At 70.6% G+C, this 17786-nt stretch carries 19 protein-coding genes; 10 read left to right on the top strand and 9 right to left on the bottom strand.

Translation table 11 applies throughout. The annotated features are described in order from the left end of the window. Positions 1 to 185 precede the first annotated feature (185 nt). The 3 genes from KIK06_RS07880 to KIK06_RS07890 all read left to right on the top strand — a co-directional run bounded on the left by KIK06_RS07880 (position 186) and on the right by KIK06_RS07890 (position 2055). Positions 186 to 605 (top strand): histidine phosphatase family protein, encoded by a 420-nt coding sequence (locus KIK06_RS07880; protein WP_327084676.1) that lies wholly within the window; start codon positions 186 to 188, stop codon positions 603 to 605. A 227-nt stretch (positions 606 to 832) separates the two neighbouring features. Next, positions 833 to 1207, top strand: a complete 375-nt coding sequence (locus tag KIK06_RS07885; protein ID WP_327084677.1) for an MOSC domain-containing protein — start codon at positions 833 to 835, stop codon at positions 1205 to 1207. A gap of 86 nt (positions 1208 to 1293) precedes the next feature. Further along, the gene (locus tag KIK06_RS07890) at positions 1294 to 2055 is read left to right on the top strand and encodes an SDR family oxidoreductase (RefSeq protein WP_268642609.1); all 762 of its coding nucleotides are present in this window, start codon (positions 1294 to 1296) and stop codon (positions 2053 to 2055) included. Here the strand turns inward: KIK06_RS07890 and KIK06_RS07895 are convergent, their stop codons facing one another. After that, the gene (locus tag KIK06_RS07895; protein WP_268642610.1) at positions 2056 to 2511 is read right to left on the bottom strand and encodes a nuclear transport factor 2 family protein; all 456 of its coding nucleotides are present in this window, start codon (positions 2509 to 2511) and stop codon (positions 2056 to 2058) included. A gap of 129 nt (positions 2512 to 2640) precedes the next feature. Here KIK06_RS07895 and KIK06_RS07900 point away from each other — a divergent pair, with 129 nt between their 5' ends. Further along, positions 2641 to 3597: a GlxA family transcriptional regulator gene (locus tag KIK06_RS07900; RefSeq protein WP_268642611.1), complete on the top strand. Its 957-nt coding sequence runs from the start codon at positions 2641 to 2643 to the stop codon at positions 3595 to 3597. A gap of 26 nt (positions 3598 to 3623) precedes the next feature. Next, positions 3624 to 4379, top strand: a complete 756-nt coding sequence (locus tag KIK06_RS07905; RefSeq protein WP_268642612.1) for a Mut7-C RNAse domain-containing protein — start codon at positions 3624 to 3626, stop codon at positions 4377 to 4379. A 17-nt stretch (positions 4380 to 4396) separates the two neighbouring features. Here the strand turns inward: KIK06_RS07905 and KIK06_RS07910 are convergent, their stop codons facing one another. Next, complete coding sequence (locus KIK06_RS07910) at positions 4397 to 5221, bottom strand: helix-turn-helix transcriptional regulator (protein WP_268642613.1); 825 nt, start codon at positions 5219 to 5221, stop codon at positions 4397 to 4399. Positions 5222 to 5321: 100 nt separating this feature from the next. Here KIK06_RS07910 and KIK06_RS07915 point away from each other — a divergent pair, with 100 nt between their 5' ends. Further along, a complete protein-coding gene (locus KIK06_RS07915) occupies positions 5322 to 6098 on the top strand; it encodes an SDR family oxidoreductase (RefSeq protein WP_268642614.1) in 777 nt (258 codons plus the stop codon). Positions 6099 to 6213: 115 nt separating this feature from the next. Further along, a complete protein-coding gene (locus tag KIK06_RS07920) occupies positions 6214 to 7173 on the top strand; it encodes a LysR family transcriptional regulator (protein WP_268642615.1) in 960 nt (319 codons plus the stop codon). A gap of 21 nt (positions 7174 to 7194) precedes the next feature. Here the strand turns inward: KIK06_RS07920 and KIK06_RS07925 are convergent, their stop codons facing one another. After that, entirely contained in the window at positions 7195 to 7542 is a 348-nt protein-coding gene (locus KIK06_RS07925) for a helix-turn-helix transcriptional regulator (RefSeq protein ID WP_206538977.1), read from the bottom strand. A gap of 81 nt (positions 7543 to 7623) precedes the next feature. After that, positions 7624 to 10035, bottom strand: a complete 2412-nt coding sequence (locus KIK06_RS07930) for an excinuclease ABC subunit UvrA (RefSeq protein ID WP_268642616.1) — start codon at positions 10033 to 10035, stop codon at positions 7624 to 7626. A gap of 245 nt (positions 10036 to 10280) precedes the next feature. Here KIK06_RS07930 and KIK06_RS07935 point away from each other — a divergent pair, with 245 nt between their 5' ends. After that, positions 10281 to 11297 (top strand): NAD(P)/FAD-dependent oxidoreductase, encoded by a 1017-nt coding sequence (locus tag KIK06_RS07935; protein ID WP_268642617.1) that lies wholly within the window; start codon positions 10281 to 10283, stop codon positions 11295 to 11297. Beyond that, the gene (locus KIK06_RS07940; RefSeq protein WP_268642618.1) at positions 11294 to 11446 is read left to right on the top strand and encodes a hypothetical protein; all 153 of its coding nucleotides are present in this window, start codon (positions 11294 to 11296) and stop codon (positions 11444 to 11446) included. The genes KIK06_RS07935 and KIK06_RS07940 overlap by 4 nt, the downstream gene beginning before the upstream one ends. Before the next feature lie 16 nt (positions 11447 to 11462). Here the strand turns inward: KIK06_RS07940 and KIK06_RS07945 are convergent, their stop codons facing one another. After that, complete coding sequence (locus tag KIK06_RS07945) at positions 11463 to 12302, bottom strand: universal stress protein (RefSeq protein ID WP_268642619.1); 840 nt, start codon at positions 12300 to 12302, stop codon at positions 11463 to 11465. A 203-nt stretch (positions 12303 to 12505) separates the two neighbouring features. Here KIK06_RS07945 and KIK06_RS07950 point away from each other — a divergent pair, with 203 nt between their 5' ends. Further along, a complete protein-coding gene (locus tag KIK06_RS07950; RefSeq protein WP_268642620.1) occupies positions 12506 to 13126 on the top strand; it encodes a hypothetical protein in 621 nt (206 codons plus the stop codon). A gap of 168 nt (positions 13127 to 13294) precedes the next feature. On the opposite strand, the gene KIK06_RS07955 is transcribed toward KIK06_RS07950, so the two are convergent. The 4 genes from KIK06_RS07955 to KIK06_RS07970 form a co-directional block, all read right to left on the bottom strand. Then, positions 13295 to 13417 carry a hypothetical protein gene (locus KIK06_RS07955; protein WP_268642621.1) on the bottom strand — a complete coding sequence of 41 codons (123 nt, stop codon included), beginning with the start codon at positions 13415 to 13417 and terminating at the stop codon, positions 13295 to 13297. A 97-nt stretch (positions 13418 to 13514) separates the two neighbouring features. Then, positions 13515 to 14306: a class I SAM-dependent methyltransferase gene (locus KIK06_RS07960; RefSeq protein WP_268642622.1), complete on the bottom strand. Its 792-nt coding sequence runs from the start codon at positions 14304 to 14306 to the stop codon at positions 13515 to 13517. A gap of 860 nt (positions 14307 to 15166) precedes the next feature. After that, positions 15167 to 16150 (bottom strand): endonuclease/exonuclease/phosphatase family protein, encoded by a 984-nt coding sequence (locus tag KIK06_RS07965; protein WP_268642623.1) that lies wholly within the window; start codon positions 16148 to 16150, stop codon positions 15167 to 15169. A gap of 172 nt (positions 16151 to 16322) precedes the next feature. Further along, complete coding sequence (locus KIK06_RS07970; RefSeq protein ID WP_268642624.1) at positions 16323 to 17570, bottom strand: MFS transporter; 1248 nt, start codon at positions 17568 to 17570, stop codon at positions 16323 to 16325. Between the last annotated feature and the right edge of the window lie 216 nt (positions 17571 to 17786).

Consider the following 17786-nt stretch of genomic DNA (forward strand, 5'->3'; position numbering starts at 1 on the left):
CGCCACCTCTACCTGGCCCGCCACGCCAACGCCGACCCCACCACCGGCGACCTCACCGACGCCGGGCGACGCCAGGCCGCCCGACTCGGCCACCGTCTGAGCGCCCTCAACCCCCGCTCCCTCCACCACGGCCCCCGCCACGCGCCACCCAGACCGCGCACCTGGTCGCCGACCGCCTCCCCGGCATCCACCCCCGGCCCGCTCCCGAGGCCGGGGACTACGTACCGCACCTTCCCACCCGCCAGGAACCGCCCCCCGAACACGCCGACCGGATCCTGGACCTCATCCACGCCCACCCCGCCAGCGAACGCGACCCCGGCCCCGCCCTGGCCCACCGCGTCCTGACCCGATTCACCGGTCCCACCGACGGCGACCACGACGTCCACGCCATCGTCATCACCCACGCCCACCTCATCGGGTGGATCGTCTCCGCCGCCCTCGGCGCCCCCGCATGGACGTGGACCGGCCTGGCCCCCGCCAACGCGGCGCTCACCGTCATCCGCTACACCCCCGACCGCGCCCCCGCGCTCCTGACCTACAATGACGTCTGCCATCTGGACGCCGACCTGCGCTGGACCGGCTTCCCACCCCACCTGACCCCCTGAACCCACGGCAGTGCCCCGGCCGTCCCGCGTGCCACGACGCGCACGAGCCGATACCCGCCCCCACACCCCAGCGGGAAAGGGACACCACGCACCCCACCCACACCTTCACCAAACCCACCCACCCCCGCATCCGCCTCCTGGCCGGACTCGGCGTCGAGGGCGACGCCCACCTGGGCGCCACCGTCCAGCACCGCTCCCGCCTCGCCCGGGACCCCACCCAACCCAACCTGCGCCAGGTCCACCTCATCCACGCCGAACTCCTCGACGAGGTCGCCACCGAAGGATTCGACGTCCTACCCGGCCAACTGGGCGAGAACATCACCACCCGCGGCCTGGACCCGCTCTCCCTGAGCACCGGAACCGTCCTGCGTCTGGGCCCCCACGCCACGATCCGCGTCACCGGGCTGCGCAACCCCTGCGCCCAGATCAACGACTTCGCCCCCGGCCTGCTCGCACACATGGTCCGCCGCGAGGACGACGGCACCATCACCCACCGCGCCGGCATCATGGGCACCGTCCTGGCCAGCGGAACCGTCGAACCCGGCATGCACATCACCGTGCACCCGCCCCAGGGCCCCCACATCCGGCTCCAACGCGTCTGACTCCCGGCCGACACCCCGACACCACACCCAGGCCCCACCCCCACCCCGGGTGCTAGCGTCGAACGGCACGCGAAGAGGGGGAGCACATGCGCACGATCCTCGTCACCGGCGCCACCGGAACCCTGGGCCGACCCGTCACCGCCCGGCTACGCCAAGCCGGACACCACGTGCGCACGCTGAGTCGGCACCCCCGCCCCGACGACCCCCACTCCCACGCCGTCGACCTGCGCACCGGCACCGGACTCCACACCGCCCTCGAGGGCGCCGACACCATCGTGCACTGCGCCACCACCCCCACCGGCGGCGACATCCCCGCCGCCACCCACCTCATCCGCGCCGCCCGCCGCGCAGAAGTCGCCCACCTGGTCTACGTCTCCATCGTCGGCGTCGACCGCATCCCCCTGGGCTACTACCAGACCAAACACACGATCGAACGCGCCGTGGAGGCCTCCGGACTCGGCTGGACCCTCCTGCGCACCACCCAGTTCCACGACCTGATCGTGCGCATCCTCGCCGCGGCCGCCCGCCTGCCCCTCATGCCCGTACCCGACGTCGACATCCAACCCATCGACACCGACGAGGTCGCCGCCCGCCTGGCCCACCTGGCCGAACACGACCCCGCCGGGCGGGTCCCCGACATGGGCGGCCCCCGAGTGGAACCACTGCCCGACCTGGCCCGCGCCTACCGCGACGCCACCGGCGGCCACCACCGCGTCCTGCCCGTGCGCCTTCCCGGAGCGACCTTCGCCGCCTTCACCGCCGGAGACCACCTGGCCCCCGCACGCGACGTCGGACGCACCACCTTCACCGACCACCTCGCCCAGAACCCACCCCAGCCCCGCCGGTGATCACGCCAACGGGAACGGCCTACCGTGCTCCTCGACCGGGCGCGGACCGAAGATCCGCCGCTCACCCTCGGCGATCTCCACATCATTGATGCTCGCCTCCCGGCGCCGCATCAGCCCCTGCCCGTCGAACTCCCACAACTCGTTGCCGTAGCTGCGCCACCACCGGCCCCCGGCATCCCGGGACTCGTACTGGAACCGCACCGCGATCCGGTCCCCACCGAACGCCCACAGCTCCTTGCGCAACGCGTAGTCGAGCTCACGCTCCCACTTGCGCCGCAAGAACTCCTCGATCCCGGCCCGCCCAGTGACGAACCGGTCCCGATTGCGCCACACCGAATCCGGCGTGTACGCCAACGCGACCCTGGCCGCATCACGCGTGTTCCACGCATCCTCGGCGGCCTGCACCTTGACCCGCGCATCGGCCTCGGTGAACGGCGGAACGGGCGGACGGCTCATAACCAACTCTCCTCATACTCGCAACCCTGCCAACGGCACCGAGCATGCCCGCACCACCACCCCCACCACGATGTCCCCAGCGACAACAAACCCACACATTCGGACACGCTGGTGCTGTACCGTGCCCCCATGCCACCACGCACCATCGCCGTCCTGGCCTACGACGGGGCCCGCCTGATGGACGTCACCGCACCCCTGGAAGTCTTCAGCACCGCCTCCGGGCTCGGCGCCGACTACCGCCCCACCCTGTGCTCACCCGACGGCCGCCCCGTCACCACCGCCGCCGGCACCCGCCTGCTCGTCGACACCGCCGCAACCGACATCGACACCCCCCACACCCTCATCGTCCCCGGATCCCCCACCCTGCCCCGCACACCCACCCCCGAAGGACTCACCACCGCGATCACCACCCTGGCCGACCGCGCCACCCGCGTCGCCTCGGTGTGCACCGGCGCCTTCGCCCTGGCCCGCACCGGACTCCTCGACAACCGCCGCGCCACCACCCACTGGCGCCACACCGCCCTCCTGGCCCGCGTCCACCCCCGCGTCCACGTCGAACCCGACGCCCTCCACATCCGCGACGGCCACATCCTCACCTCAGCCGGAGTCAGCGCGGGCATCGACCTGTCCCTGGCCCTGGTCGAAGACGACCACGGCCCCCAACCCGCCCGCGACACCGCCCGCGACCTGGTCGTCTTCCTCCAACGCCCCGGAGGACAATCCCAGTTCTCCGCCCCCTCCCGCACCCCACCCACCCGCGACAACCGACTCCGCGCCGTCCTCGACGCGATCGCCGCCGACCCCGCCGCCCACCACTCCACACCCGCCCTGGCCGCCCTGGCCAACGTCAGCACACGCCACCTCACCCGCCTCTTCCACGAACAACTCGACACCACCCCCGCCGCCCACCTCGAAACCGTCCGCCTGGAAGCCGCCAAAACCCTCCTCGAAACCGGAGAGAGCGTCACCACCGCCGCCCGTCGCAGCGGACTGGGCAGCGACGAGTCCCTGCGCCGCGCCTTCCTGCGCCACCTGGGCGTCACCCCCTCCGCCTACCGCGCCCGCTTCCGCACCACCACCCCCTGAACACACCCCCGTGCCATCCTGGAGGAATGGAACAGGCCACCCTGACCCTGCGCATCGCGCCCGAACTCCGGTTCTTCCTGCCTCCACGCCACCGGAACGACGCCCCCGTCCACACCGACCACGACGGCACCTCCACCCTCGGCCACGTCGTGGAATCCCTGGGCATCCCCCGCACCGAGATCGGCACCCTGTACGCCGACGGCCACCCCGTCGACGTCTCCCACCACCCCGACCCCACCCAGGTCATCGACGTCACCCCCGTCCCCCGCCCCCAACCGCTACCCCCCGGTTTCGACCCGCCCCGCTTCCTCCTCGACGTCCACCTGGGCACCCTCGCCCGCCGCCTGCGCCTCCTCGGACTGGACACCGACTACCACAACGACCGCGACGACCCCACCCTCGTCCGCCAGGCCAACGACCAACACCGCGTCCTGCTCACCCGCGACCGCAAACTCCTGTGCCGCAAGGCCCTGCGCGCGGGCGCCCACATCCACCACGACCAACCCGACCACCAACTCACCGACGTCCTGGAACGCTTCGCCCCACCCCTGGCCCCCTGGACCCGCTGCCTGGAGTGCAACGGGCCCCTCTCCTCCGTCGACAAGGGCGAGGTCGCCCACACCCTGCCCGCCGGAACCCGCGCCACCTACGACACCTTCGCCCGCTGCGAGGCCTGCGAACACCTCTACTGGCCCGGCGCCCACCACGAACACCTCACCCAGATCATCCGCGACGCCCAGGCCACCCTGGCCGCCCCGCCCACCCGCCAGCCCTCGCACTGACGACCGGCCACCCACGCTCAGTCCTCGGCGACCGCGGCGAGGGCGCCGAGCAGGACCAGGGCGTCCGCACTGGCCGACCCCGGATCGGCGTGGTAGACGACGAGCTCCTGCCCAGGCGCTGCCCTCACATCGAAGGCGTTCATGCGCAAAGTGAGCTCACCGACCTCAGGGTGGTGGAACCGCTTGCTCTCCAACCGCTTGCCACGCGCCTCGTGGCGCTCCCAGAGCGCGGCGAAATCAGGACTGCGGTCCAGCAGACTCCGCAAAACCCCGCACACACGCGGATCGTCCGGCGCCCTACCGTGCGCGACACGAAAACCCGCGACGGCGGAGGCCGCCACCCGCGACCAGTCGGGGTAGAAACCGCGGGCGCCCGGGTCGAGGAACACCTTCTCCAACAGGTTCGGGCCGTACTCGAACCCCGCGAAGAGGGCGTAGCCGAGCCGGTTCCCGGCGAGCACGTCGTAGGCCCGCCCCACAACGATCGCCGGGGTGTGGGACCACAGGTCCATCAGACGCAGCAACTCGGGGGCCACCCGCTCCGGAACGGCACCGTCCCCCAGGTTCGGCACCAGACCAACGACACGGAACAGGTGCAGCCGCGCGTCGCCGTCGAGCCGCAGCGCACCACAGAGCGCCTCCACCACCTGCACGGAGGGATGACGCTCACGCCCCTGCTCCAGACGGGTGTAGTAATCGACGCTCAGACCCGCCATCGTCGCGACCTCCTCCCGCCGCAACCCGGGCACACGCCGGCGACCGTGCGAGACCAGACCGATGGTGTCGGGAGATATCTGACCGCGACGAGCACGCAGATACTCCCCCAGTGGAGAGTCAGGCATGCGACCACCGTAGAGGCCGCCACGCCGACCAACCAGGGTGCGCCGCTCCCAGGCACACCACGGCCTTCACCCACCCCACGACCACGACGACAGTGGACCCATGACCACACACCACACGACCACGGACGTCACGACACCCCCTCAGCGGGAACGAACGGGCAAGGTCGTCCTCGTGACGGGAGCCAGCAGCGGGATCGGCGAGGCGACGGCACGCCGCCTGGCGGCCCAGGGACACCACGTCGTCCTCACCGGCCGACGCACGGACCGCCTGCACACCATCACCACCGACCTCACCGACCACGGTCACACCGCCGAGGCCCGCACACTCGACGTGACGGACCGGGACGCCTTCACCGAACTCGTCGGGGACGTGACCGCCACCCACGGGCACCTGGACGCCCTCGTCGGGAACGCGGGCGTGATGCTGCTCTCGCGCCTGGAGTCACTGCTCGTCGACCAATGGGACCGGATGCTCGACGTCAACGTGCGGGGACTCTACAACGGCATCGCCGCGGTACTACCGCACTTCAACGACCGCCGATCGGGACACGTCATCACCATCGCCTCGATCGGGGCGCACCAGGTCTCACCCACCTCGGCGATCTACTCGGCGACCAAGTACGCGGCCCTGGCCCTGACCGAGGGACTCCGCCAGGAGGCCGACCCGTCGATCCGGGTCACCACCGTCTCCCCGGGAGTCGTCGAGTCCGAACTCGCCGACCACATCACCGACACGCACGCGGCCGAACTCATGGTCGGGTACCGGGCGGCGCGCATCCCCTCCGACGCCGTCGCCCGCGCCGTGGCCTACGCCATCGACCAGCCCGCCGACGTCGACGTCAACGAGATCATCATTCGCCCCACCGCCCAACGCTGACCCGCCAAGGACACACCACGGCCGGTCCCACACAACCGACCACGGCCCGGGACCGGCCCCACCACCACGCGACGACAGGCCCACCACCGCGCACACCTTCGTAGACTCAACAACCATGAGGCACACCGACCCCGACGACCCGGCCACACCGCCCCTGCCGGCGGCGCAACCGGACCTCAACCTGCTGCGCACCTTCCTGGCCGTGTACCGGTCCGGATCCTTCACCGCGGCCGCCTCACTCCTGGGCCTGTCCCAACCCACCGTCACCACCCAGATCCGCAACCTGGAACGCACCAACGGCCAGGACCTGTTCGAACGCCTACCACGCGGAGTCACCCCCACCCCCCTCGCCCACGACCTGGCCGCCCGCGTCGCCACACCCCTGGACGCACTCACCGCCGCCACCGGCCACGACCCCGAACACCTGGCACCCACCGCCCCCGTCCACCTGGCCGGACCCGCCGAATACCTGTGCACGTGCGTCATGACCTCCCTGGCCCCACTGGTCGCCGACGGCGTCCGCCTACGCGTGACCACCGGCCTGACCGACCCCCTCCTCGACGAACTCCGCGCGGGCCGCTACGACCTGGTCATCTCCACCACCCGCCCCCGCGGCCGCGGCCTGCTCTCCGAACCCCTGGCCGATGAGGAGTTCGCCCTGGTCGCCGCACCCACATGGGCCCACCGCGTCAAGGACCGCCTGGCCGAGGAAGGCCCCACCGCCCTGCACGAGGTACCCCTGGTCACCTACGCCGAGGACCTGCCCATCGTGCGCCGCTACTGGCGCCACGTCTTCGGCCGCCGCCTGACCTGCCGCGCCTGCCTGACCGTGCCCGACCTTCGCGGCGTACTGGCCGCCGTGGCCGCCGGAGCGGGCTTCAGCGTCCTGCCCACCTACCTGTGCAGGGACGCGTTCGCCTCCGGGGCGCTCGTCCTGCTCCACGAGACCGACGACCCACCCATCAACACCGCCTACCTGGCCCAACGACCAGGCACCCCCTACAACCCGCACGTCATCCGCGTCCGCGACCACCTACTGCGACCGGGACCGCACGCGTGCGAACCCGCGACGTGAAACCCCACCACGCCCGGCGGCTCAACCCCTGAGCGGACGCGTGTGGATCTTGGCCACACACGCCGGGACGGCCGCACCCTCCTCATGGTCGCGTGCCCGATAGGCGCTCGGACTCTCACCGACCAACTCCGAGAACCGCGCACTGAACGACCCCAGCGACGTACAGCCCACCGCGAAACACACCTCGGTCACCGTCAGATCGCCACGCCGCAACAACGCCTTGGCCCGCTCGATCCGACGCGTCATCAGATACTGATAGGGCGTCTCACCGAACGCCGCCCGGAAACTCCGGGAGAAATGGCCCGGCGACATCAACGCCCCACGCGCCAACGCCGAAACGTCGAGCGGCTCGGTGTAGTCACGGTCCATCCGGTCACGGGCCCGCCGCAACCGGACCAGATCATCCAGACTCTGACGCCTCACACCGCCAGTGTCCCACGACGCCCTCCCTCAACGGCGCCCGACCAGGGGCCCCGACCCCACGTAGGCCGCCAGGTGCTCACCGGTCACCGTCGAACGGGCGGCGACCAGATCGGCGGGCCTACCCTCGAAGACGACCCGCCCACCGTCGTGCCCCGCCCCCGGGCCCAGATCGACGATCCAGTCGGCGTGCGCCATGACCGCCTGGTGGTGCTCCACCACGATGACCGACTTGCCCGAGTCCACCAGCTGATCCAGCAGCCCCAACAGGTGCCGCACATCGGCCAGGTGCAGACCCGCGGTCGGCTCGTCGAGAACGTAGACGCCACCCTTCTCGGCCATGTGCACCGCCAGCTTCAACCGCTGCCGCTCCCCACCCGACAACGTGGTCAGCGGCTGACCCAGCCGCAGATACCCCAACCCCACATCCTCCAACCGCCGCAGGATCCGCACGGCCGCCGGCACCTTGGCCCCCTCACCACCGAAGAACACGTGCGCCTCGGCGACCGACATCCCCAACACCTCACCGATGTCCCGACCACCCAGGCGATACTCCAGCACCCGCGCCTGGAACCGCCTGCCCTCACACTCCTCACACGGCGACGCCACACCCGCCATCATCGCCAGATCGGTGTAGATCACCCCGGCACCGTTGCACGCCGGACAGGCCCCCTCGGAGTTGGCGCTGAACAACCCCGGCTTCACACCGTTGGCCTTCGCGAACGCCTTACGCACCGGATCGAGCAGCCCCGTGTAGGTCGCCGGGTTACTGCGCCGCGAACCACGGATCGCGCCCTGGTCGACCGACACCACCCCCGCACCGGCGGGAACCGACCCGTGCACCAGCGAACTCTTCCCCGACCCGGCCACACCCGTGACCACCGTGAGCACCCCCAACGGGATGTCGACGTCGACGTCACACAGGTTGTGCGTGCTCGCGCCCCGGATCTCCAACACCCCGGTGGGCGTGCGCACCGACTCCTTCACCGACGCCCGGTCCTCCAGATGCCGCCCGGTGACCGTACCGGCCGACCGCAACCCCTCCACCGAACCCTCGAAACAGACGGTGCCGCCCTCCGTGCCGGCACCGGGCCCCAGATCGACGACATGGTCGGCGATCGCGATCACCTCCGGCTTGTGCTCCACCACCAGCACCGTGTTGCCCTTGTCCCGCAACCGCAGCAGCAACTCGTTCATCCGCTGGATGTCATGGGGGTGCAACCCCGTGGTGGGCTCGTCGAACACGTAGGTGACGTCGGTGAGCGAAGAACCCAGATGACGGATCATCTTGACCCGCTGCGCCTCACCACCCGACAACGTGCCCGACGACCGCTCCAACGACAGATAACCCAACCCGATCTCCACGAACGAGTCCAGGGTCCGCCGCAACGCCTCCAACAGCGGCGCCACCGAAGGCTCATCCAACCCGCGCACCCACCCGGCCAGGTCACTGATCTGCATCGCGCACGCCTCAGCGATGTTGACCCCACCGATCCGCGACGACCGGGCCGCCTCGTTGAGCCGGGTCCCCCCGCACTCCGGGCAGGCGGTGAAGGTCACCGCCCGGTCCACGAACGCCCGGATGTGCGGCTGCATCCCCTCCCGGTCCTTGGCCAGGAACGACTTGCGCACCTTCGGGATCAACCCCTCATAGGTGAGGTTGACCCCCTCCACCTTCACCTTGGTCGGCTCCCGGTACAGGAAGTCGGCCATCTCCTGCTCGGTGTACTCCCGGATCGGCTTGTCCGGATCCAGGAAACCCGACTCGGCGTACAACCGCACCGTCCAGAAACTGTCCGACTTCCACCCGGGAATGGTGAACGCGCCCTGCGCGATCGACTTGGAGTCGTCGTAGAGCTGGGTCAGATCGACATCGGAGACCGCGCCCCGCCCCTCACAGTTCGTACACATCCCACCCGCACGACTGAAGGTCTGCTTCACCGCCTTGCGGTCACCGCGCTCGACCGTGATCGCACCACTGGCCCGCACCGAGGCAACATTGAAGGCGAACGCGCCGGGCGAACCGACATGCGGCGTACCCAACCGACTGAACAGGATCCGCAGCATCGCGTTGGCGTCGGTGACGGTACCGACCGTCGACCTGGGGTCGGCCCCCAACCTCTGCTGGTCGACGATGATCGCCGTCGTCAACCCGTCCAGCACATCGACCTCCGGCCGCGCCAACGCCGGCATGAAACCCTGCACGAACGCACTGTAGGTCTCGTTGATCAACCGCTGCGACTCCGCGGCGACCGTCCCGAACACCAGCGAACTCTTCCCCGACCCGGAGACACCGGTGAACACCGTCAACCGGCGCTTGGGAAGCTCGACACTGACGTCCTTGAGATTGTTCTCGCACGCACCGTGCACACGAATCAGATCGTGGCTGTCGGCGGTGTGCGGCTCGAACGCACCCGCGCCGGACCTCGCGGCCATGTCCATCACGCCTCCGTCTCATGGGTGGGCACGCCCCCGCGCACCGCGCGAACCGCGGGCTCCCCGCGACGGCGGGCCCGGGCGACGTCCATGCGGACCACGCTATCGCCGCCCCCGCGACCGGGGCTTCTCGAATCCTGACCGCCACGACCACCACACCCACGGGCACCGAGCACACGTTTTGCGGTTCCGGCAAAGAACTTTGCAGCCCGGCCACTCCGGAAGGCAGATTGGCCGCGGAGGTGGTCACGATGACACGACAGACCCACAACGACCGCTACGACGTGGTGATCGTCGGCGGAGGACCCGCCGGCCTGAACGCCGCACTCATGCTCGGCCGAGCCCGACGATCGGTACTGGTGGTCGACAACGACCAACCCCGCAACGCCCCGGCCACCCACACGCACGGCTTCCTCACCCGCGACGGCACCCCACCCGCCCACCTACTGGCCACCGGGCGCGACGAAGTCACCCGCTACGGCGGCCACATCACCACCGGCCTCGCCCAGTCAGCGACCAAGGACGACGACGGATTCACCGTCGCACTCGACACCGGCCGCACCGTCCGCGCCAGACGGCTCCTGGTCACCACCGGAATCACCGACGACCTGCCCGACATCCCCGGCCTGAGAGCACGCTGGGGACACGACGTCCTGCACTGCCCCTACTGCCACGGCTGGGAAGTCCGCGACCAACCGATCGGCGTTCTGGCCACCAGCCCCCACAGCGTGCGCCAAGCCCTGCTGTTCCGCCAGTGGACCGACCAACTCACCCTCCTGCTCCACACCAACCCCCACCCCACCCCCCAGGAGGCCGAACAACTGGCCGCACGCCAGATCACCGTCGTGACCGGCCAGGTCACCGAACTGGACACCACCGACGACCACCTCACCGGCGTCCACCTGGACACCGGCGACCTGGTCCCGCTACGGGCACTGGCCATCGCACCCAGAGCCGTCCCACGCGCACGACTCCTGACCACACTCGGACTGGAACCCACCCCCCACCCCAGCGGAGCCCACATCGACACCGACCCCACCGGCCTCACCCCCATCCCGGGCGTGTGGGCCGCCGGAAACCTCACCAACCCCGCCGCCACCGTCCTGCTCTCGGCCGCCTCCGGCTCGACGGCCGCCGGAGCGATCAACGCCGACCTCGTCGCCGAGGACACCCGCGACGCCGTACGCGGCATGAACGACCCCTTCACCGCCACGACGGAGGCCCGTCTGTGCGAGCAGACCATGGGCGACCGCCGCCACGGCCTGTGACCAACCACCAGGAGACCACCACGGACACCCGGTTCCGGACCGAGATGCACCGCAGCCGCGACCAGGTCTTCAACGGCACGCCCAACGACGTACCCGCGGGCACACACCACACCCACGGCACCGTCCCGCGAGCCGAACGCTCGCACTGACCCACGCACACGACCGTCAGCCGCGCGGCCGCGCGACCACCACCGGACACAACGCGTGGTGCACGACCGCGTGGCTGACCGACCCCAGGACCAACCCGCGAAAGCCACCCCGGCCACGCGAACCCACGACCACCAGATCAGCCAGCTCCGACGCCCTGACCAGCGCCCGCGCCGGGCGGTCGAGCGTCAGCTCCTCGACCCCCCGCACCTCGGGGACCTTCTCACGCCAGGGGTCCAGCGCACGGGACAACACCCCCCAGGCCTCCCCGACAGCCGCCTCCCGGTCCTCGCCCGACTCACCCACACCAGCGGCCCAGGCATGGAGCGCACGCAGACCCACCCCGCGCGCCTGGGCCTCCGCGAACGCGTAGTCCACCGCGGACGAGGAGTACTCCGAGCCGTCCACACCCACCACGATCTCGTGCCGCGGGGCGATCGGCCCGTCGCGCACCACGACCACCGGGCAGCCGGCGTGCCCGACCAACTGCAGTCCCGTCGAGCCCAGCAGCAGTTCGTGGAACCCGCCGTACCCCCGGGACCCCACCACGACCGCGAACGCCCGATCCGAGGCCTCCAACAGCATGTCCACCGCACGCGCCGGACGCGTGCGCGTTTCCACGCGCAGACCCGGGTAGCTCCCGGACACCACCGTGACCGCCTCGGCGACCACCTCGCGGCCGTAGTTCTCGGCCTCGGTCCACCGCCCGGGCGCAAGCGGCATGTCGAACTCGTACCGCGGCAGCGCGTGGACGACGAGCAGCGACCGTTCGTGCAGGGCCGCCTCCTGGGCGGCCCACTCCAGTGCCCGCAACGCGGGCCGTGAACCATCCACTCCGACGACGACGTCCCCGGGCATGTCGGGCCCCTTCCCGATGGATGCCGACAGCGGCCGCGGTCCGCGCGGAGCGCACCCCGATCGGCCGCCGCCTCATGCTTCCCCTCCCCCTACCCGGCCCCCGTCAACCACCGGGCACCCGCCGCCCCTCCCGGTTCAAACTTTCCGGCCCTCCCCGACATCGCAGTGCACGACCCCCAGCCCCAACCCCCTTGGGAGACATCGTGACGAACGAGCGGGCCGCAGTGGTGGCCGCCCTCGCTTCGGCTGTCGTACTCGCCGGGTGCGCCGTGGACACCTCCGGGTTCCGCCGGGGCCCGATCCCCGAGAACGACCCCACCGCCCACGACGCCACGGGACCGTTCCAGCTCGACCTTCCCCCCGAACCCGGTTCCGACGCCGCCTTCGGCGAAAGCATCGCGTGGGAGGCCCTGGCGGAGGTCTCGGAGTTCGCCGGCACCACCGACCCCGAGGCCACCTACACGTGTCCCACGATCACCGGTCAGGACAGGCAGGTCACCTGCACGGTGACGTTCCTGGGGGACAGCTACGACTACGTCGTCACCATCGAGGACTCGTGGGAGTTCATGCCCGAGGTGATCGACCAGACGTGGCTCCAGTACACCGCGGAGCTACCCGCCGGGCCGGTGGTGCGCGACGTCGTGGAGGACTACCTGCGCTGGTCGGGTGGGACCGAGTACGTGTTGTGCGACCTTCCGGAGGTGACCGGGGCAGCCGTCGGCGAGGAGGTGGGCACCTGCGAGGCCGTCGACGAGGACGGCTACGGCACGAGGCGGGCGACGATCGTCGTCGGGGAGTACGGGTTCCTGGCCCGGTACACGTGAGGCGGCACCCCCAAGAAATCCTGCCGAACGTGTCGGCCCCGAAGCCAAGGTGCGGGTGTTCTGCGAGTGACCCCACGGTCCGGGGAAAACGCACACCGGGCCAGAGTGGGTTCCTCGGCCGGTGACGGAGGTGAGCCCTGCGCTACGGTGCCCACCGTGGCGCAGGGCTCACAACGGCGGGGGGACCAGCGGCGTCGGCAGCACCAGGAGCAGGATGAGGCGCCCGCCCGTCGAGGGGGTTGAGAAACAAGCGAGCAGGATCCGGTGCTGAGGATCGCTGTCCCGTCTCATGTCATTCAACCTGTGCGCGCCTCACCCAATTCGTGCGCCTGAGGCGGGTTAGGTCTCACGGCACTGTCATCGTCGCCTCGCGTGACTCTGGCCCCGCTCATGATCCCGCGACCGGCCGGTCGCCTGGGTGGGCGGGCGACGGCGGTGCCTCGAGGACGAAGAAGAGGAATCCGATCCTGGTCGACAGGCTCTGGAAGTCGTCGGGGAACAGCTCGCGGGCGGCCGGGTCGGGCTGCGGCTCGCTGATGACGGCGAGTCGGAAGCCGGCGGCGGTGAAGGCGTCGGTCATCGCGTGCAACGGCCTGCGCCAGAACTTCAGCAGGGCGGACTTCCCGTTGAACGTGAACTCGTCGGTGTAGCTGGTGGTCGCGAAATAGTCGGGCCGAGGGTCCTGGAGCACGTAGTCCGCGAACGGGTGCTGCACCGAGGCGATCAACCGGCCGCCGGGCCGGAGCACGCGCCGTATCTCGGCCAGCGTCGGCCCCCAGTCCTTGAGGTAGTGCAGCACCAGCGACGCGACCACGTCGTCGAACACACCGTCGGCGAACGGGAGGGGGTCGCGCAGGTCGGCCACGCGCAGGTCCGCGTCATCCCCGAGCCGCCGCCTGGCCAACGCCAGCATCCCGGCGCTGGCGTCGATGCCGGTGACGTGGGCACCGCGGTCGCGCAGGGCGGCGGACAGGGGACCCGCGCCGCAGCCGGCGTCCAGGATCCGGCGGCCGGTCACGTCTGCGGCGAGGGCCACCATCGCGGGCCGCTCGTAGTACGCGTTCTGGATGTTGTTCTCGTTGTCCGCCGCGTAGGCCTCGGCGAAGCTGTCGTAGTCGTTCGCCCGGGCCGGATCTGCGGGCTGGGCGAGAGTCTCGGGTCTGTCGTTTCCTGGGTCCATCGCCGTAGCCTAGTGTTCGCGTGATCCGCCGGAAGGGCCCCTACCTACCGGGGTGTGCCGGAGCACCCGGACCCCGACGCGCCGGAGCCGGGTACGAGGGTGAAACGGGCGGTGTGGTACCTCGTCGCGGTCTTCCCCCGCAGCGGGTGCGGCGCGAACTTCCGGTATGGGCCTCCTTCTTCGAGGGCCTGGTGGGCGGGGTGCTTGGGGCCGCCGCGGGTGAAGCGGCGCAGGACCCGCTCGGCCTCCGCGGTTCCGAGACTGATTGCTTTTCCCCTGGGGGCAGAGGTAGGAGTCCGGTGCCGTGGAGAAGTGGGCCGACGCGCACGTGACCTGTCCCTGATACCGGGGCCTCTCGGTACTCCAGTCGCCCGGCCCGGACACCTCCTTCTCACCGCCTTCCCTTGTTTCGTTTCGTTGTAAACGTTAGTGATTAAACGAAATACGATTCAGCACAACGAAAAGAGGACCAGAGGGCCCCGGAGTCTGACCCCCGATAAGTGAACCTTCTCGGGGGTTGGCGGTGTGGGGGTGCCCCAGCCCCCTCCATCCACCCTCCTGGGGGCGCCAACGTTATTAGGTCACCATCCCTGACCCGCGAAAACGAGTCAGATACAGCCGTAACTGAACTATTGCGCGCCCTGCCCGACCTGAAGAGCGCCGCGAAGAAGACGGCCGCGGCGTGGCGGGCCCGCCTGGTCAAGCGCTACCGCGGAGGACATCGCCGCCCACACCGGCGCGAACTCCCACCTGGAGCGCCTCGAGGCCAGCGTGAGCGCGTCGCTGGTCGCCGAGGCCCGCGACATCGGGCGACCCCCGTGGCCGAACCCGGGGTGCCCGCCCCGACGCCGGACCAGATCTCAGACCCGCCCGCCCGGCAGGGTGAGGCGGGTCATCAGAGCGCGGTGCGTGGTTCCCGGCACGTCCAGGATCTCCAGTTCCACCACGGCGACCCGCTCGTCCACCAGCACGTGGTCGATGGCGGCCCTGGGCAGTGGACCACCCACGGGCCAGGTGCCGGTCAGGCCCCGACCCAGGTGGGCGGCGGCGTCGATGTAACCGCTCTCCAGGACGTCGCGCATCTCGGCGTGGTCGAGGGTGGTGTTGAAGTCCCCGGCGAGGATGCGGACAGTGCCGTCGGTGGCCTCGGGCAGACCGCGCAGCCCGTCCCGCCAGACGGCCATCGTGGAGGGTCGACGCGGGGGCATCGGGTGAACGGACACCACCTCCACCGGCCCGGCGGCGTCCGGGACCCTCAGCCCGGCGCGTGGCATGGCCAGTGAACCGATGTCGTGCCCCACATCACCGAGGTCGTCGAGCGGGTACACCGAGTGCACCGAACCGCCAGCCGCCGCCGGGGCGGAGTGGTCCACCGCGTACGGGAGCAGCTCCTCCAACCCGGCCGTGTCCAGCCCAGCGACCATTTCGGGGGTGACCTCCTGGAGGGCGAGCAGCTCCACCTCGTGCTCACGGACCAGATCCACGACGATGTCCGGATCCACGTGCCCAAAGTGCGCGTTGAGGGTGAGCAGCCGCAGAGGTGGCCCCTGCAAGGCCACAGGTTCACTCTCGAGGGCGCGCGGCACAATGGCGGTCGCCAGCAGGACCCCGGCCAGGGCGATGGCCGCGGCCGACCACCAGCGCCGGAGCAGGAGGGCGCCCAACAGCGCCACCGGTGCCGCGAACAGCACGAGCGGGGCGTAGGCGAGCAGGGGGACGAGAGGAAACCCTCGCTCCAGTCCCAGAATCCGCACCAACGCGTACAGCACGAATCCAACGGCGGTCAGCGCGACCAGTACGGTCACCACCCGGTCTCGCCCCGGGTGGGTCGTGTTCGCTGCCACTTGGCGCTCAGCTCCTCGGTTCGGGTCCCGCTACGAGAATGTGACGGCCCACGGCCCCTGAAGGTTCGGAAGCGTCAGTCTTCCCGAAGCCCTTGCCCCCCACCCAACCGGCCCGGTTCTCCCCTGGAACGAGCATTTCCGCGAGTAGACCACCGGGCTGACTTCTGGAAGATCAGCCGATCTCCCCTTCGCGCTCGGGGTGTCGGGTCTCGCGGGCCAGCACCGCCACACGGAAGGGCCGCGTGCCCAGGGCCGCCATCCCGGCCGCGCCCGCCCCGACGCCCCACAGCACCAGGAGGACGGTCACCGAGTGGGTCTGCGCTGTCAGGCCGATCAACGGGTTGGCCCACAACAGTGGTAGCCACTGGGCGAGGGTCACCACCGCCTGGGCCCGCCCGATCGCCTCCCGAGGGCAGGCGACCATGAACAAAGGGCCGACATGGGTGGAGAAGACACCGGTGCCCAGCCCCACGATCAAGGACACCAGGCAAAAGACCATCGGTCCCGAAGCAGCCGCGGTGGCCGCGACCCCCACACCAGCGGTGATCATCCCCAGGACAGCGGCCGCCCCGGCACGCGGGGCGGCACCGCGCCACAACACCACCGCGGTCACACAGGCCATACCGGCACCGAAAGCGCCCGCCGCCGTCCCCGTGGCTGAGGCGTCCCAGCCCCGCGCGGCGGAGACTACCGGCACCAGGAGCGGGCAGAAGGGGATGACGAACATGGCGAAGGCCCCGGTGAGCAAGACGACCGCACGCAGCAGCGGCGTACCGAACACGACCGCCATCCCTTGTGCGACCTGCCGGTTCAGGCTTGAATCCGCCCCGGTGCGGGGCGCGGACCGCGTCCGAGAGCGCACGAAGCACAGCACGATGACCATCACCAGGTAGCCCGCGGCCCCGGCCCCGTAGGTCGCCGGCAACCCGAGCACGGTGATCGCCGCGCCCGCCAACGGCGGCCCGCACAGCACAGCGCCCTGGAGGACGATCTGTCGGGCCGCCGTGGCACGCCCCATGGCGGCGGAGGCCACCAGCAGTTTGGGCACCGACCCCGACGCCGGAACGTCGACCGCGTCGACCGTGCCCAACGCCAAGGCGATCACGACCATGACGAGGGGACCGGGGTCGGCCGCAGACATCACCAGCACGCCCGTGAGCGCCACAACGCACAGGATCGTGTTCGCGCCCACCATGACGGGCAGGGCCCCGACACGATCACCCAGCGCACCCCCGTGCAGGGTCAGCAGAACACGGGGCACCACCTGCGCCGAGAGCACCGCCGCAGCCATGCCGGGGCCGACCAGGGCCGCGTGCCACACGAGCCCGAACACCAGCATCTGGGTGCCGAGCGCGCTCACCCCGGTCCCGGCCAACCAGGCCCAGTAAAGCCGTGGAGGCCGGTGTTCGCTCGCAACCATCAGGGCGACCTTCGTGACGATGGACCTGTCAGTGGGAGTGGACTCTTGGACGGGGCACGGTAGTACGCCCCTCCGACAGAGCCGGACCTGCTCTTTCTCCTCACCGTTTCGACCGCGGGGCCGGTGGGGAGAGTGGACGGACCCAGCTCGGCTTCCTCTGGTTCGTCCTCGAGGCACCGCCGTCGCCCCGCGGCACGCGATGACCGTGATCACCGT

The sequence above is a fragment of the Nocardiopsis sp. EMB25 genome (assembly GCF_026797795.1).
GTDB classification, from domain to species: Bacteria; Actinomycetota; Actinomycetes; order Streptosporangiales; family Streptosporangiaceae; genus Nocardiopsis; species Nocardiopsis lucentensis.